Annotated in this window: 13 protein-coding genes and 1 pseudogene; 13 read left to right on the top strand and 1 reads right to left on the bottom strand. The window is 42.0% G+C overall.

The genetic code is table 11. The annotated features are described in order from the left end of the window. The first annotated feature begins 5 nt into the window (after positions 1-5). The 9 genes and pseudogenes from AC5RDS_RS14095 (at position 6) to AC5RDS_RS14055 (ending at position 9,504) form a co-directional block, all read left to right on the top strand. Positions 6-1,124, top strand: a complete 1,119-nt coding sequence (locus tag AC5RDS_RS14095; RefSeq protein WP_087383084.1) for a TlpA disulfide reductase family protein — start codon at positions 6-8, stop codon at positions 1,122-1,124. Between the two features lie 18 nt (positions 1,125-1,142). Then, entirely contained in the window at positions 1,143-3,482 is a 2,340-nt protein-coding gene (locus AC5RDS_RS14090) for a S9 family peptidase (protein WP_013610792.1), read from the top strand. Positions 3,483-3,495: 13 nt separating this feature from the next. Continuing rightward, positions 3,496-3,996, top strand: a complete 501-nt coding sequence (locus tag AC5RDS_RS14085; protein WP_013610793.1) for a TlpA family protein disulfide reductase — start codon at positions 3,496-3,498, stop codon at positions 3,994-3,996. A 106-nt stretch (positions 3,997-4,102) separates the two neighbouring features. Next, positions 4,103-4,666, top strand: a pseudogene (locus AC5RDS_RS14080) (transposase); the annotation flags it as partial. Positions 4,667-5,212: 546 nt separating this feature from the next. Further along, positions 5,213-6,337, top strand: a complete 1,125-nt coding sequence (locus tag AC5RDS_RS14075) for a hybrid sensor histidine kinase/response regulator (protein ID WP_013610794.1) — start codon at positions 5,213-5,215, stop codon at positions 6,335-6,337. Positions 6,338-6,350: 13 nt separating this feature from the next. Next, the gene (locus AC5RDS_RS14070) at positions 6,351-7,415 is read left to right on the top strand and encodes a mannose-1-phosphate guanylyltransferase (RefSeq protein WP_013610795.1); all 1,065 of its coding nucleotides are present in this window, start codon (positions 6,351-6,353) and stop codon (positions 7,413-7,415) included. 44 nt (positions 7,416-7,459) lie between these two features. Continuing rightward, positions 7,460-7,948, top strand: coding sequence for a YbhB/YbcL family Raf kinase inhibitor-like protein (locus AC5RDS_RS14065; protein WP_046405626.1), 489 nt, complete (start codon positions 7,460-7,462; stop codon positions 7,946-7,948). A 72-nt stretch (positions 7,949-8,020) separates the two neighbouring features. Then, positions 8,021-8,677, top strand: coding sequence for a uracil phosphoribosyltransferase (upp, locus tag AC5RDS_RS14060; protein ID WP_181990671.1), 657 nt, complete (start codon positions 8,021-8,023; stop codon positions 8,675-8,677). A 47-nt stretch (positions 8,678-8,724) separates the two neighbouring features. Further along, positions 8,725-9,504, top strand: coding sequence for an alpha/beta hydrolase (locus AC5RDS_RS14055; protein WP_306446337.1), 780 nt, complete (start codon positions 8,725-8,727; stop codon positions 9,502-9,504). On the opposite strand, the gene AC5RDS_RS14050 is transcribed toward AC5RDS_RS14055, so the two are convergent. Further along, entirely contained in the window at positions 9,494-10,636 is a 1,143-nt protein-coding gene (locus AC5RDS_RS14050; RefSeq protein WP_113028441.1) for a glycerate kinase family protein, read from the bottom strand. The two genes, AC5RDS_RS14055 and AC5RDS_RS14050, sit on opposite strands and share 11 nt — an antisense overlap. A gap of 519 nt (positions 10,637-11,155) precedes the next feature. On the opposite strand from AC5RDS_RS14050, the gene AC5RDS_RS14045 reads away from it, so the two are divergent. From AC5RDS_RS14045 to AC5RDS_RS14030, 4 genes are all read left to right on the top strand, one after another. Next, positions 11,156-11,473, top strand: a complete 318-nt coding sequence (locus AC5RDS_RS14045; RefSeq protein WP_013610800.1) for a hypothetical protein — start codon at positions 11,156-11,158, stop codon at positions 11,471-11,473. A gap of 132 nt (positions 11,474-11,605) precedes the next feature. Next, a complete protein-coding gene (secA, locus tag AC5RDS_RS14040; RefSeq protein ID WP_118104464.1) occupies positions 11,606-14,893 on the top strand; it encodes a preprotein translocase subunit SecA in 3,288 nt (1,095 codons plus the stop codon). An 89-nt stretch (positions 14,894-14,982) separates the two neighbouring features. Continuing rightward, on the top strand, positions 14,983-15,846 hold the full coding sequence (gene lgt / locus AC5RDS_RS14035; RefSeq protein ID WP_013610802.1) for a prolipoprotein diacylglyceryl transferase: 864 nt from the start codon (positions 14,983-14,985) through the stop codon (positions 15,844-15,846). A gap of 92 nt (positions 15,847-15,938) precedes the next feature. After that, entirely contained in the window at positions 15,939-16,409 is a 471-nt protein-coding gene (locus AC5RDS_RS14030) for a nucleoside deaminase (RefSeq protein ID WP_217799641.1), read from the top strand. Positions 16,410-16,784: the final 375 nt, after the last annotated feature.

Genomic DNA, 16,784 nt, shown 5'->3' with positions numbered 1-16,784 from the left:
ATAACATGGAACTATTTAAATTCATCCGATTAGGAATCATTTTCATAGGAGTAGGTCTAAGTAATTGTTCAACACCTGGCGAATACAAGATACAAGGCACTGCAACCGGTATCGGACAAGGAATGGTTTGTATCATTTCCTATCTTGACAAAAAAGCAGACACGTTGGCCAAGGCAGAAATCAAAGAAGAAAAATTCGAACTAAAAGGTAAAGTATCTAATTTGACAATTGCTACCTTGCAAATTCCGGGGAAGGGTATAGGACATGCTCCAATCTATTTGGAAAACACAGACTACACCGTACGATTAAATCCTCAAAATTTAGAAATGAGTGAGATAATAGGAGGAGGAGAAAGTCAAAAAATTGCACACGGTTTATTTTTAATAGATCAAAATTTATCTCAAGCAATTGACAGCATTCGGGACGAATACATCAAAGAAGCTAACAATCCGCAAAGCACACGTTTTCAAGAATTAAATACATTCTTAGATTCCATTCAACAAACTATTGAAAAACAAAAAGAAGCTTTTTTACAAAAAAATGCAACCACTTACGTAGCTCTTAACCATATCGCACAGAATGCTGATCGGATGAATTTAAAAGAACTAACTGAAAGATATGAATTATTCCCTGCTGAATTACAAAATAGCCTTTTAGGTCAGCAAATAAAGACACAAATCAAAAAAATGCAAACATTGGCTCCTGGACAAATTGCTCCAGATTTTACAGTACAAACTCCAGACGGTAAATCATTTAACCTCCATTCCATCAAAGCAAAAGCTAAAATCATTGATTTTTGGGCCTCCTGGTGCGCTCCTTGCAGAGCATTGACCCCTCAGTTAGTAAAACTCTATAACGAATTCCATGAGCAAGGGCTTGAAATCATTGGAATATCATTAGATGACAAAAAAGAAGCTTGGATTAAAGCGATTGAAGAGGAAAATATTCCATGGTTTCAAGGCTCTAAATTAGATGGTTTCAAACCTGACAATCCATTAAATCAATTATATGGAATTCATGGAATACCACATATAGTACTTCTTAATACAGATAATCAAATAGTTGTAACCACTACTGATATTAAAATTTTACGCGAAGAAATACTAAAATTATTCAAACAATAACATCATAAACCAGTTTATATGAAAATAATCATTGGAATACTTTTAATAAGCTGCTTCCTAGGAAGAACAACAGCTCAAAATGCAAATTATAAGCGTGCTGAAGAAACGAAAGCATTTTCACTACCTTGGAAATATGACCGTTTAACGCCATTCTTCACAGAAGGCAGTGATGATTTCTGGTACAGTCTGCAAACCAATGATGGTGAAAAATATTTCTATGTCGACTTAAAAAACAAAAAAGTTGAAGAATTCATTGATCCGGTCTACTTAGCCACTGAAATGGAAAAAGCGACAGGAAGAAAATATAACCCTAAAAAATTAGGTTTATGGAAAATCCATTTCAAAAAAGGAGGGAGAATATTATCATGGCGAGACGGCAGAGTCATCTTCAACTATAACCGCATCACTAAAAAATTAGGTTATACAAACCTGCCTTCGGAATCTGATATGCCACCTATACACGGTTTCTTTGATTCGGGAATGTCCCCCGATGGGAAATATCAGGTATTCGGGAAAAACCACAATGCCTACATCCGCAATCTAGAGGATTCCACAGTTGTACAACTAACTTTTGACGGAACTCTTGAATTCAGCTATATGACAGGCTGGGGAGACGTCAAAGAAGAAGTTCCATTAGCTCCGGTTTGGTTTGAAGATTCAAAAAACTTCTATCTTTTCCGTCAGAATTCTCATAAAGTTGCTGAAATATCAAACATGAATTACCTGAAAGGACGTCCCCTGGCCTACAACACACAAGCAGTATTGGCCGGCGACTCCATTGTCTTGTATGATGAGATTTCATTATTTGATGTGGAAACCAAAACCCAGAAAAAAATCAAGATTGACAAATGGCAAGACCAATTAACCAGAGTTCTCCATTCAGATACTAAAAATAACAAACTCTTTTTGGAGCGTAGAACCAGAAGAAACAATATACTAGAAGTATGTGATGTTAATTTGAAGACAGGAGATGTAAAAGTCATCATACATGAAGAAGGCGACCCGTATATTGGAATTGAATTAGCGTCAATACATTTTATAAACAATTACAATGATATTATTTGGTGGTCAGAACGTTCTGGATATGGACATTTTTACCATTATGACCGTGAAGGCAATTTAAAGAATGCAATTACTTCAGGCGAATGGACAGCCGGAAAAATTGTGGAAATAGATGAAAAAAATCGTACCATTTTCTTTCAGGCTTATGGTATTGCACCTGATGAAAATCCCAGCTATGCGAAAATTTGCAAAGCAAACATTGATGAGAAAAGCAAGGTAACAATATTAACACCTGAAGAAGCTACGCATGAAGTCATTTTTTCTCCGAGTAAACGTTACATCATCGACGCTTATTCACGCCCGGATCTGCCATGTCGGTTTTCAGTTAGAGATATTCGAGGAAAACTAATCGCTTCGCTAGGTGAAGTCAACTTAGATGATTTATATAAAAAAGGTTGGAAAATGCCTGAAACATTCTCTGTCAAATCAGCAGATGGAGAGACAGATTTATATGGCGTAATGTGGAAACCTTTTGATTTTGATTCTACTAAAAAATATCCCATTATTTCATGTGTATATCCTGGCCCACAAACCGACAACGTTCCACTAATATTTGGAGTAGGCTCAACTAATGAAGCATTAGCTCAAATTGGTTGTATCGTTGTTGCCTTCAATCACCGAGGAGGCATTCCATTCCGAGGAAGAGCTTATCATTCATTTGGATACAACAACATTAGAGATCATGCGCTGGCTGACGATAAATGTGGATTAGAGCAACTAATAAAACGTCACCCATACATCGATGGAAACAAAGTTGGTATATACGGGCACTCTGGAGGAGGAATGATGTCAACGGCTGCAATTTGTACTTACCCTGATTTTTATAAAGCATGTGTATCATCGGCAGGCAATCATGATAATAATATTTATAGCCAATTCTTTGTAGAAAGCCATTACGCTATTGATGAACAAATCGTTAAGACACAAGATTCGATAAAAACAGCCAATGGCAAAGATTCTGTAGTAACAAAAACAAAAACTGTTTACACAACAAATTTGCCAACAAACATGGAATTAGCAAAGAATCTCAAAGGCCATCTGATGCTGATTGTTGGAAATATGGACGGGAATGTACATCCAGCACAAACAATCCGTATGGCAGATGCTCTGATAAACCATGGTAAAGATTTTGAACTTGTATTTTTACCTCGCGGACGGCATACATATGATGGTGTTTCAGAGTGGTATTTTGAACATAAGTTACGTTCTCATTTTGCCAAATACTTACTTGGAGACTTTACAAACACAGGTTTCTATGACATCAAAACCAATGAATATGATCAAGTAATCAAATAAATAATAAAAGAATATGAAATTAAAGTATGTATTTAGCAGTTTAGGCATATTGATTTGTCTAAGCGTATTTGCAGATGGGGTAAAACCGGCAAAAGTCGGCGAACAATCACCGGATTTCCAATTTGCCGACAAAAATGGAAAAATGTATTCTTTAAAAGATTTTAAAGGACAATACGTATTCATTGATATTTGGGCTACACACTGTTTTCCATGTAAAGAAGAGATTCCTTACTTAGAAGAAATTCAAGAAAAACTTAAAAAGAAAAACATTGCATTTATTGGCATCGCAACAGACTTGGACAAAGACGAATGGATTAAATTTATTGAAGAGAAAGCTTTAAAAGGCACTCAACTGATAATGGACCGGAAATGGATTTCTTTCATGCACAGTTATGACGTTGCAACTATTCCTAGATATATTTTACTAGATAAAGAGGGAAAAATCATCAATTTAAATATGCCTCGTCCATCAAATCCCCAATGTATGAAAATACTCAAATCATTAAAGAGATAAGGGCTATAACAAATAGATGAAATCACTAGAGATCTGTAAATCTAATCTTTATAAGACCAAGGGACTGAATAACATTTTATTGTTAGATAGTCCCTTGGGATTAGATATCATAGCAGATTCCGGTCTGATGAACAAAAGTAATGTGGCTCTGTTGCGGCAAGCTGGCTATAAGTATATCCTTGGCGTACGCATCAGGAGCGAAAGAGTTCCCATTAAACAAGGATTCTTTCATTAGAGAGAAAGGATAAGTCCTGTTGCGAATACAAGCGTAATGGAGAATGACTAATCTGAAAGGATACATTACCAATACAGATATTGACGCTGAACGTGTTATCGCTGAATATCACGGATTATGGGTGTGGAACGTGTTTTCAGAATTTCAAAAGGGACATTGGAAATGTACCCCATGTTTCACTTTACAGAAAGAAGGATTGAGGCACATGTATGCACCTGCTTCATCGTCTGCAAAATATACAAGGAATTGGAGAGACTTGTTGGCTTTAACAAGATTGCGATGAGTGTTGATCATGTGCTTGATGCGGCAAAAACCATTACAACAATTAGAATAAAGATGCCAGAGAATGGCAGCTGCTTTACGAAGACTCTCTTCTTGACTGAGAAACATCTTGCAATCAAGACACTTTGTAACCAGCCCGAGAGTGTCTCCTGATTTTGGGAACGCATTGACGAAGTCAGGACGATAAAGGGTTGTAGATGACTGAAACGTTGTTTAGTTCTGTCCATTTGATTTTATCTTTTTCGCTCAGTACGATAAACCATTTCAATTTTTTCTGCATTGGGTTTTCTAGGAGAGATGACGGACGGAATTCCGGATTTCCGAAGGAGAGATATTCAGATTTTGACAAAAATTGGTAATGTGCTGAATATTGACCGGTGGTTCGTCAGTGGGGGCTTTTAGAATATAGGGCATCTGTTCGAAGTCTTCATCTGTTTCAGAGAAAATAAATGGGATATAAAATAAATCCTAAAAATTTTGTGTCCAACTTTTAGGGTGCACTTCACTTGTGAAGCCCTATCTTCACTGATACAAAGATAGGGTGCAGGATTGACAATTCTCTTTTTTTTCAGTTATAAATTTTGACAAGATTGTTGTATATTCGGGTTGAATAGAAAAACAATTTCCTGAATGGAGAGAAAAATCGGGAATATTTGTAATTTTGGACAAAATTTAAAAGTTGTATAAACAAAATAAATTATGCAGATAAATCCGGCAGAATTTAAGTTACTTGTAGTTGATGATGTTCAAACCAATGTACTTTTGTTAAAAGCTTTGCTTGGTAAGGAAGGGTACGGCATTCTGGTGGCGAATAACGGGCAGGAGGCTTTGGAAGTGATTCGGAATGAAAATCCCGACTTGATATTGCTGGATGTTATGATGCCCGGAATGGATGGATTCGAGGTGGCTGAACGCCTGAAATCGGAAGAGTTCCGCTGTGAGATTCCTATTATTTTCCTGACAGCTTTAGATGACACCCAAAGCATTGTCAATGGCTTCAAACTGGGAGTGGGCGATTTTATATCCAAACCTTTCCGGAAAGAAGAATTGATGGTCAGAATAAAACACCAATTGTCGTTGGTGGCTGCCCGGCGGATTATAGAGGAAAAAAATGAAGAGCTGAGGAAAACCATTGCCGGGAGAGATAAAATGTATTCGGTGATTGCTCATGATTTGCGCTCTCCGATGGCTTCTATGAAGATGTTATTGAATACCATTATGATGAGCGTGGAGAAAGATAAGATCGATCCGGATATTTTCGATATGCTTGAAATGAGTAACAAGACTTCGGAAGAAGTATTCAGCTTACTGGATAATCTGTTGAAATGGACGAAAAGTCAATTGGGTAAATTGACGGTTATTCCGCAGAAATTGGATATCAGTGGACTGGCGGATGGGGTGGTGGAAGTGATGAACTCTGTCGCCGAAGTGAAACATATCAAATTGATCCGCACGGATCATGAGTCTTTTTTTGTCTATGTGGATATCGAAATGATCAAATCCATTTTGAGAAATTTAATATCTAATGCAGTGAAATTCAGTAATCCTGATTCGGAGATCAAGGTCGGGATTAAGGCAGAGGATGGGAAAGTGATCGTATCGGTGACCGATTCAGGTAAAGGGATAAAAAAAGAAGATCAGCATAAATTGTTGAAAGATAGTACTCATTTTACCACTTACGGTACCAATAGTGAGGAGGGATCGGGATTAGGATTGTTGCTTTGCCGGGATTTCGCCCGTAAAAACGGAGGAGAACTTTGGTTTGAATCCGAAGAAAATCTAGGTTCTGTTTTCAGTTTTTCTTTACCGCAATTAATAGCTTAAAATAGAGAATCCGATGAATCATATTATTATTATGGCCGGTGGAGTAGGAAGTCGGTTTTGGCCGATGAGTACTCCTGAGAGACCGAAGCAATTTATCGATGTTTTAGGGACTGGATATACTTTATTGCAGCTTACGGCAGATCGTTTTGAAGGGATTTGTCCGGTGGAAAATATATGGGTCGTTACTTCTGTCCGGTATCGGGAGCTGGTGAAAGCTCAATTACCCGGAATCCCGGATTCCAATATATTGCTCGAGCCCTGTATGCGTAATACGGCTCCTTGTATTGCCTATGCAGCCTGGAAGATTAAAAAGAAAGATCCGCAAGCGAATTTGATTGTCACGGCGGCCGATCATATCGTGATGGATGTGCCTGAATTTAAACGGGTGATCCGTGAAGGGATAGATTTTGTGAAAAGCGAGGATCGGATTCTGACTATAGGGATGTGGCCGACCCGTCCGGAAACCGGGTATGGTTATATAAAAGTAAAACAGGAAGAAGACGGTGCGGAATCCGGAGCAAAAGTAATCAGGGAGGTGGAAGGATTTAAAGAAAAACCGGATTTGAAAACGGCAGAAGCTTATCTGGCGGCAGGGGGATATTATTGGAATGCCGGAATTTTTCTGTGGAATGTGAGGACGGTTGAAAATGCTTTCCGCCGGAATGAACCCGAAATAGCGGCTATATTCGATTCTTTGAACGATATTTATTATTCTTCGGACGAACAGCAGGCAATCGATGCAAAATTCCCCGAATGTAAGCATATTTCTGTCGATTACGCCATTATGGAGCATGCTTCCAATATTTATGTTTTTCCCGCAGCTTTCGGATGGTCTGATCTGGGAACCTGGGGGTCTTTGTACGAACAATTACCGAAAGGAGATGGAAGAAATGCGGTTGTCGGCGGCAAGGTATGTATGGTGGAGAGTGAAGGGTGTGTCGTGCATGTTTCGGCTGATAAGAAAATATTGATTCAGGGATTGAAAGATTATATCGTTGCCGAACAGGACAATGTGATTCTGATATGCCGGAAAGCCGACGAACAACGGATCAAAGAATTTTCAACCCAACTTCGATAAACATTTTTCGTGATTTTTCGTTTAGAAAATAAAAACGAAGAGTCATGAAAATAGAAACTTTTACTTTACGTAGCAACGATACCGGGGGTGTGGCTGCGTTACGGCAGGTACATCCGGATTGTGGCGGACAGAATATCTCTCCCGAGCTTTCCTGGGTGAATGCCCCCGAAGGTACACGTAGTTTTGCCATTACCATGTACGATAAAGATGCTCCTACCGGAGGTGGGTTCTGGCATTGGCTGATGTTCGATATTCCGGCTAGTGTCGGTGAACTGCGTCCGGATGCCGGGAATACATTCGGCCATTTAGCACCGGTTTCGGCAATACAGAGTTTGAATGATTACGGTACTTATGGTTATGGAGGGCCTAATCCTCCTCATGGGCATGGGTGGCATAATTATATGATTACCTTGTATGCTTTGGATATCGAATCACTGGAAATGTCCAAAGATACTCTTCCCGCACAGGTCGGATTTAAGCTTTGGAAACATACTTTAGAAAAGGCTTCTATTGTTTTCTATTACCGTACTTGAAAAAGAACGGACATTTTTTGTTCCTTGGGGTAAGTTTTGTTTTCTTTGTGTGCTAAATACAAGGAAAAGATTATGGTAAATGTAATTGATACCCGGAATTCTGTTTTAAATACTTTTTTGTCTGAGATCAGAGCGGTAGATATTCAGCAAGACCGCATGCGATTCCGGCGTAATCTGGAACGGGTGGGGGAAGTGATGGCTTATGAAATCAGTAAAACGTTCGATTATAGTGCCCGGACGATCCGGACTCCGATCAATCCGATTTCGGTGATGTTGCCCCGGCAAGAAGTGGTTATCGCTACAGTGTTGAGGGCCGGCTTGCCTTTTCATCAGGGATTTCTGAATTATTTCGATCATGCAGGAAGTGCCTTTGTTTCTGCCCGCCGGGCTTATAGCCGGGTAGAGGGACAAATCGAAATCCGGTTCGATTCGGTTTATACCCCCGATTTGACTGGAAAACAACTTTTACTGGTCGATCCGATGCTGGCAACCGGTAAATCCCTGGTGATCACTTACCGGGAATTGTTGAAACAGGGGAGTTTGCCTGCCCATACGCATATCGCTTCAGTCATTGCCAGCCGGCAAGGTGTGGAATATGTGGAAAAAGAATTGGCAGGAGAGCCGTTGACTTTATGGACAGCTGCTCTGGATGAGGCTTTGACCGATAAATTCTATATCGATCCGGGGTTGGGAGATGCCGGTGATCTGGCATTCGGAGATAAGAAATAAGGTCGTTTTTTACGAAGTAAAATCAGTACAGAGGTGAAAAAAATAGCATACTGTTTTTTTTATTTATATGGATCGGTCTTCCCGTGTGGGCACAGTATAAAACATTGAAGGATATTTCTTATGTACCTGTTTCCGATACGAATGCTTACCGGAAAGAACGTTGTAAACTGGATTTGTATTATCCGGAGCAGCAAAAAGGTTTTGCCACGATCGTCTGGTTTCACGGGGGAGGATTGGAAGGTGGGGGAAAGGAAATTCCGCCTGTTTTTCAGGGACGGAAAATAGCTGTGGCGGGCGTGAATTACCGGTTAAGTCCCCGGGCTACCCATCCGGCTTATATCGACGATGCGGCAGCTGCTGTGGCTTGGGTGATGAAACATATCGGGGAATATGGGGGAGATCCCACCCGGGTATACGTGGCCGGGCATTCTGCCGGAGGATACCTCACCCTGATGGTGGGGTTGGATAAAGCCTATCTGGCACGGTACGGGGAAGATGCCGATCGTTTGGCCGGACTTTTCCCGGTAAGTGGTCAGACGAATACTCATTTTACGATTCGGAAGGAACGGAATATCCCGTTCGATATTCCTGTTGTCGATTGCTATGCACCGCTTAATCGGGCACGTAAGGGGATACCTCCTTTGGTGATGATAACCGGAGACCGGCAGTTGGAAATGACAGCCCGTTACGAAGAAAATTTGCACCTTGAAGTTATACTGAAAGCTTTGGGGAACGACAAAGTCACCCTTTATGAATTGCAGGGATTCGATCATGGATCGGTATATACTCCTGCCTGTCATTTGATTTTGAATCAGATCAAACCCTGAAAGCTTGTAATAGCTTGCAAATCTGAGTGATCAGCCGTTGCAGGTGGGTAGCGGCAAATTCGGGATGCATGGATTTTTCCAGAGTCACCGGACCCGGGGCGATGGAAAATATGCCACTGAATCCTGCGGTATACAAGGAAGGGGTATCTGCAATATGGCCGGCTACCAGAAGGACCGGAATGTTTTGTTTGCGGGCTTCCCGAAGTATGCCGTAAGCTACTTTTCCCATAGTCGTTTGTGCATCGGCACTTCCTTCTCCGGTGATGATGAGATCGGCATTTTGGATTCGCTTACCGAACTGAAGATGGGTTAGGATCAAGTCAATCCCGGACATTAACCGGGCATTCGTAAAAGCCAGAAAAGCTCCGCCGACTCCTCCGGCTGCTCCGGAGCCGGGAATCCGGCCGATGTCTTTTCCGGTAGTTTGGGCGATAACGGCAGCTATAGCTTGCATGCCTGCTTCCAGATGCTCTGTCATTTCGGGGGTTGCTCCTTTCTGTCCGGCAAATATCCGGGTAGCCCCACGGGGACCGTAAAAAGGATTATCGACATCGCAGGCGATGGTGAAACTGGCTTCGGACAGAGCCGGATGAACCGCCGTGGTGTCAATAGCAGCGACTCGCGATAATATTTGTCCTCCGGTTCCTAAAAGCTTATTGTCGTGATCGAAAAAGCGGAATCCTAAAGCTTGTAACATGCCTAAACCGGCATCGTTCGTGGCACTTCCGCCTATTCCGATAATAAAGTGCCGGCATCCTTTGTTCAGGGCTTCTGCAATGATTTCTCCCAGACCATAGGAGGTCGTGAGCATGGGATTCCGCCGGGAGGGAGGTAACAGTGGCAGGCCGCTGATCCTTGCCATTTCCACCAATGCCGTGCGGCCGTCTTCCGAGATACCGAATTGCGTAGTTATTTTTTGCATAAGTGGGTTATGGGCGACAAGCGGAACGGTATGGCCGTGGAAAGCATCCGTCAGGATTTCCAGTATGCCTTCACCCCCGTCGGCTACCGGAAAATGCAGTACTTCACACTGCGGAAAGATTGTTTTGATACCTTGTTCTGCTGCCTCGTCGGCTTCACGGGAACTTAAACTTCCCTTGAAAGAATCTATTGCTACAACGATTTTATTCATGTTTGTGACGGATTAAATTCCCATATGTCCGGCAAATATAAGAAAAGTATTATTGGGGGCCGTTATATACATATTTGGACTTATAAAAGTAGGTTTTATTTTTTCTTTCTATTCCGATTCCGGATTTTGTGGCAGAAGACCCGGTCGCCTGGACCGGTCCGTTAAGGCTTTCGTTGATTTCATCGGTTCTTCTCCTGCTCGGAAAAACAAAAGATTTTGCTTTTCTCTCGCTTATTCGAAGAACTCACTGACCGTTGGAACTCCTCGCAAGCTCGTCAGACACTACCGGTCGGGCGTTCAGAAAAAGCAAGACGACACTTGCCAGAGCTCCAATGGTTCCCCAACACGAACACCGGAGACGAACAAGTACCAGAATAATTCTACATTTTAGGATAAACATGTATATAAACACTTTATTTTTTAGGATACACAGGAAGCTACCGATCATTTATCTGTTGATTTTCTTTCGGAAACATTTTTAACTTCTTGTATTTTCCCTTATATTTGTCACTTGTGGAAATGAACAGATATTTGATCGCTGCATTGTATGTTATGGCCGGTTGTGCCGTAACGATTCCTTTAAAGGCTCAGGGTTGTGGAGAGTCTTTGAGAGGGGAAAGGTGTAGATTGATCATAACCAATACGGTAAAGGTCGTATCTGTTTATTTGGAAGAAGAAGAAGAGGAACAGGTTTTTTGTTCCGGTTTGCCTCCGGATTATTTTCAAATCCCCGTCGTCGAGGCGCTTGCCGATGATTTTACTTTCGATAAAACGGTCCGTGTCAATATCGGATCCTTATGTCGTATTGCCCATAAGATCAGGGCTCCTGAGGTTTAATCTGCAAATTATAATTAAGATTTACGAGGGTAGTCTATCTCGGATAAACGAGAGGAAATTCAATTTTCTGAAAGATTGACGAAGTGTCGTCGATTAAAATTTTACTGTTTACAATTTACAATTTATAATTAAATGGGTTTTAATGATATTTTAAAAAGCCTGTTCGGAAATAAATCCGACCGGGATATGAAAGAACTGATGCCGATTGTGGCCAAAGTGAATGCAGAGTGGGAGAAGCTGAAAAGTATCAGTGCCGATGAATTACGTGCAGTTGCTGAAGATATGAAAAAGGAAGTACGTGAATATATCGGAGAAGAAGAGAATGAGATTGCAGCACTCAAACGGAAAGTGGAAGAGGAAAGGCCTGCGATCGAAGAACGGGAGGAAATTTACGATCGTATAGATAAGCTGGAAGAACAGATCGACAAAAAGGTAGAAGAAGTTTTGACCGGATTGATGCCTAAAGCCTTTGCTGTGATGAAGGAAACCGCCCGTCGTTTTAAAGAGAATACTGAAATTGAAGTGACGGCGACCCAGTTCGACCGGGATTTGGCGGTTACTCACGATTTTGTCGAGATAGAAGGTGACAAAGCCATTTATTTCAATTCCTGGCTTGCCGGAGGAAATGAGGTGACCTGGGATATGGTGCATTATGACGTGCAGCTGATCGGTGGTGCTGTTTTGCATCAGGGAAAAATTGCAGAGATGGCTACCGGTGAAGGGAAAACCTTGGTGGCTACTCTTCCGGTGTTCCTGAATGCTTTGAGCGGACGTGGTGTGCATATGGTGACGGTAAACGATTACCTGGCCAAACGTGACTCGGAGTGGATGGGACCGCTTTATATGTTCCATGGGCTTTCTGTCGATTGTATCGATAAGCATCAACCCAATTCTCCCCAGCGTCGGCAGGCTTATATGGCCGATATTACTTTCGGTACGAACAACGAATTCGGTTTCGATTATCTGCGTGATAATATGGCTATCAATCCGGAGGATTTGGTACAGCGTAAGCACAATTTTGCGATTGTCGACGAGGTCGATTCCGTATTGATCGACGATGCCCGTACGCCGTTGATTATTTCCGGCCCCGTACCCAAAGGAGACGATCAGATGTTCGATGAATACAAGCCCCGGGTGGAGCGCCTCGTGAAAATGCAACAGGAATTTGTGATGCAGACTTTTAAGGAAGCGAAAGAGCTGTTGGCCAGCGATGATTCTAAAAAGAGAAAAGAAGGGGGGATATTGTTACTGAGGGCACATAAAGGATTGCCCAAATACAAACCTTTGATCAAGTTTTTGAGTGAAGAAGGCAATAAAGCGATCCTGATCAAGACGGAAAACGAATACATGCAGGAAAATAACCGGAGAATGCCGGAGATTACCGATCCTTTGTATTTTGTGATCGATGAAAAACTGAATTCGATCGACCTGACCGATAAGGGACATGATACCATTACTGCTGCAGGTGAAGATCCGAAATTCTTTATCCTCCCGGATATCGGCTCGGAGATTGCAGAGATCGAACGGGACACGAAGGATGATAAAGAAAAATTGGCGAAGAAGGATGAACTGATCCAGAATTATGCGATGAAATCCGAACGGGTACATACTGTCAATCAGTTGTTGAAAGCCTATACCTTGTTCGAGAAGGATGTAGAATATGTGGTACTCGATAATAAAGTGAAGATCGTGGATGAGCAGACCGGGCGTATCATGGAAGGACGCCGCTATTCGGACGGTTTGCATCAGGCTATCGAAGCGAAAGAAAATGTAAAAGTCGAAGCTGCCACTCAGACTTTTGCAACGATTACTTTACAGAACTACTTCCGTATGTATCACAAGTTAGCCGGTATGACAGGTACGGCAGAGACGGAAGCCGGTGAGTTCTGGGATATTTATAAACTGGATGTGGTGGTTATTCCGACCAACCGTCCGGTGATCCGTATCGATGCCAATGATTTTGTGTTTAAAACGAAACGCGAGAAATACAATGCGGTTATCGATGAAATTGTCCGTTTGGTAGATTTAGGCCGGCCGGTTTTGGTGGGAACGACTTCTGTCGAGGTGTCCGAATTGCTGAGCCGTATGTTGAAACTGCGTGGTATCAAACACAATGTATTGAATGCGAAATTACATCAGCGGGAAGCCGAGATCGTTGCCGAAGCCGGTAAATCGAAGACGGTGACTATCGCTACCAATATGGCAGGACGTGGTACGGACATCAAATTGAGCCCTGAGGTACGTGAGGCCGGAGGTTTGGCTATTATCGGTACCGAACGGCATGATTCCCGTCGTGTCGACCGTCAGTTACGTGGACGTGCCGGACGTCAGGGAGACCCGGGGTCTTCCCAGTTCTTCGTATCGCTCGAGGACGACCTGATGCGTTTGTTCAGCTCGGAACGTATAATCCGGGTGATGGACCGTTTGGGACATCAGGAAGGGGATGTGATTCAGCATTCTATGATTACCAAGTCTATCGAACGTGCACAGAAGAAGGTGGAAGAAAATAACTTCGGTATTCGTAAGCGTTTGCTGGAATATGACGATGTGATGAATTCCCAGCGTACGGTGATTTACAAACAACGTCGTCAGGCTTTGTTAGGAGAACGTATCGGTGTGGCTGTAGCAAATAATACTTACGATGTTTGTGAGGCAATCGTTATGGAATACCAGCCGGTGAACGATCCGGAAGGTTTCCGGATGGAAGTATTGAGGGTATTGTCCGTCGATTATGAAGTGGATCCGGAGGAATTCCAGAAAGCCCGTCCCAATGAATTGGCCGAATCGTTGTATCGATATGTACGGGAGGCTTATCAGCGTAAAGTCGAACATATCGCTCAGCAAGCTTATCCGGTGATCAAGAATGTATTCGAAACACGGGGAGATGTCTTTAAGAATATTGTCGTTCCTTTTACCGACGGTCAACGGATGTACAGCGTGGTGACCAACCTGGAGAAGGCCTATCGTACGAATGGTGAAGATTTGATGCGTTCTTTCGAGAAATCGGTCATTCTGGCTCATATCGATGATGCCTGGAAAGAACATCTCCGCGAAATGGACGATCTGAAACAATCGGTTCAGAATGCTGCTTATGAACAGAAAGATCCTTTGTTGATTTATAAATTCGAGTCTTATAATTTGTTTAAGACTATGGTGGAAAAGATCAATAAAGGGATGGTGTCTACACTGATGAAAGGGCAGATTCCGATGCAAGAACCCGAGCATGTACGCGAAGCTGAAGAAAAGCGGACCGATTTGAGTAAACTGCGGGAAAGTCGTTCGGAGGCTCAGGCTGCTGCTGCCAACCGTGAACAGGTGCGGCACGAACCGGTGAAAGTAGGACCGAAAGTGGGGAGGAATGATCCTTGTCCATGTGGTAGCGGACTGAAGTATAAGAACTGCCACGGGAAAAATGAATAAACTGATTTTTGATTTAGGATTTACGATTTCAGATTTCAATGGTAAGTCTGAATCGTAAATCAAAAATCATAAATCGAAAATCATAATGTATGTTGTCTTTATTTATTAATTGGGATATTAGTCCCGAGATCTTCAATTTGGGGGGTATTTCCATTCGTTATTACGGGTTGCTGTTCGCTGTGGCCTTTATTTTAGGTTATAAGGTTGAAGAGAAAATGTTCAAGTCCGAAGGATTGCCTATGGCCTGGTTGGATAAATTGTGGTTGTATGTAGCGATCGCGACGATAGTCGGTGCCCGTTTGGGACATTGTATCTTTTACGACTGGGCTTATTATAGCCAGCATCCGCTGGAGATGATCCTGCCTGTACGGTTTTCGCCCGAATTTAAGTTTACCGGTTATCAGGGATTGGCCAGTCATGGCGCTGCAATAGGTATTATAGCCGGATTGTGGTATTATTCACGGAAAGTCAGCAAAAAATCTATATTCTGGATTTTAGACCGGGCTGTGATTCCGATTGCTTTAGCCGGCTTTTTTATCCGGACAGGAAATTTGATGAACTCTGAAATTGTGGGATTACCGACCAATATGCCTTGGGGATTCCGCTTCATGAATAGTGATTTACCGAATCCGGAATTGCCGCGCCATCCGGCTCAATTGTATGAAGCAATTTGTTACCTGTTTAGTTTTTTTGTTTTGATGTATCTTTATTGGCGAACGAACGTTAAGAAGAAAATGGGATTTATCTTCGGCGCTTTTTTGATCCTGATCTTCTCTGCCCGCTTTATTATCGAGTTCGTCAAGGAAGTACAGGAACCCTGGGAAGCTGGAATGGCCTTGAATATGGGACAGATTTTGAGTATTCCTTTTATTCTGGCGGGGATTTTTATGCTTTGGTATAGTAAGAAGTTGCCGGATGAAGGGGAGAAGAAAGGAAAAAAAGGGAAAGGCTAAAGGCTGTAAGCTATAAACTAGAGGTAAAAAGAATAGAGGTTAGAGGTGGAAGAGAGAGGGGACGGGAAATATGAAATTTTAGTTGAGAGGTTATGTACGAAGAGAAGTTTATGAGAGAAGCTATTCGTTTGGCTGTAGAGAATGTGAAACAGGGGACCGGGGGGCCGTTCGGCGCTGTTGTTGTCAAGGAGGGAAAAATTATCGCAGCTTGTGCCAATACGGTTACTCCGGATTGTGACCCGACAGCACATGCCGAAGTGAATGCGATTCGCGAGGCTTGTCATAAGTTAGATACTTTTCAACTCGGGGGATGTGAGATATATGCCAGTTGTGAGCCTTGTCCTATGTGCCTTGGTGCTATTTATTGGGCAAGACCTTCCCGGGTATATTATGCCTCTACAAAAGAAGATGCAGCACTTGCCGGATTCGATGATTCCCTGATCTATAAAGAGATTGCCCTCCCCGAGGCCGATCGGAGTATTCCCTTTTTGAATGAGAAAGAGGATACGGCTGGAGAAGAATTCAGCTTGTGGAAAGAAAACAAAGACAAGACTGTTTATTAAGTTCGTTTCTTCAAAATAGAATGCAAAATGTCGGAAAAATCAACCTTTTAGGGGGATTTTTCCGACATTTTGATTTTTCCAATAATTCCTGTCCTCTTTTCTAAGACTTTTTCTATTTTTTATTCTTTTATTTAATCTATTTGAAAATCTTCGATAGCCCATTCGCTCCCCGGACTTTCCATTAATAATCCTGTCAATTTCCGTTTTTTTTACAGACGAGGTAAATTTTTTTCAAAAAAAATGAAATTTCTGTCATACCAAATCCTGCTTCATGCATTTTATCATTGAATGAACCGAAAAAACGTTCGATTAAATTAGTTGAAAGTTCATAAAGTTTAAAAAGCTATTGGATCCTGCGGGCACTTAGTTAATTGA

The organism is Odoribacter sp. (genome assembly GCF_985060555.1).
Note: the sequence above shows the minus strand (reverse complement) of the source record. Positions and strands in the feature narration are given on the sequence as shown.

Excerpts from the sequence above, each read along its gene's own strand:
- AC5RDS_RS14030 (WP_217799641.1), top strand. The coding sequence starts at position 15,939 with ATGTACGAAGAGAAGTTTATGAGAGAAGCTATTCGTTTGGCTGTAGAG.
- lgt (WP_013610802.1), top strand. The coding sequence starts at position 14,983 with ATGTTGTCTTTATTTATTAATTGGGATATTAGTCCCGAGATCTTCAAT.
- AC5RDS_RS14075 (WP_013610794.1), top strand. The coding sequence starts at position 5,213 with ATGCAGATAAATCCGGCAGAATTTAAGTTACTTGTAGTTGATGATGTT.
- AC5RDS_RS14085 (WP_013610793.1), top strand. The coding sequence starts at position 3,496 with ATGAAATTAAAGTATGTATTTAGCAGTTTAGGCATATTGATTTGTCTA.
- AC5RDS_RS14065 (WP_046405626.1), top strand. The coding sequence starts at position 7,460 with ATGAAAATAGAAACTTTTACTTTACGTAGCAACGATACCGGGGGTGTG.
- upp (WP_181990671.1), top strand. The coding sequence starts at position 8,021 with ATGGTAAATGTAATTGATACCCGGAATTCTGTTTTAAATACTTTTTTG.
- AC5RDS_RS14070 (WP_013610795.1), top strand. The coding sequence starts at position 6,351 with ATGAATCATATTATTATTATGGCCGGTGGAGTAGGAAGTCGGTTTTGG.
- AC5RDS_RS14090 (WP_013610792.1), top strand. The coding sequence starts at position 1,143 with ATGAAAATAATCATTGGAATACTTTTAATAAGCTGCTTCCTAGGAAGA.
- secA (WP_118104464.1), top strand. The coding sequence starts at position 11,606 with ATGGGTTTTAATGATATTTTAAAAAGCCTGTTCGGAAATAAATCCGAC.
- AC5RDS_RS14095 (WP_087383084.1), top strand. The coding sequence starts at position 6 with ATGGAACTATTTAAATTCATCCGATTAGGAATCATTTTCATAGGAGTA.
- AC5RDS_RS14045 (WP_013610800.1), top strand. The coding sequence starts at position 11,156 with ATGAACAGATATTTGATCGCTGCATTGTATGTTATGGCCGGTTGTGCC.
- AC5RDS_RS14050 (WP_113028441.1), bottom strand. The coding sequence starts at position 10,636 with ATGAATAAAATCGTTGTAGCAATAGATTCTTTCAAGGGAAGTTTAAGT.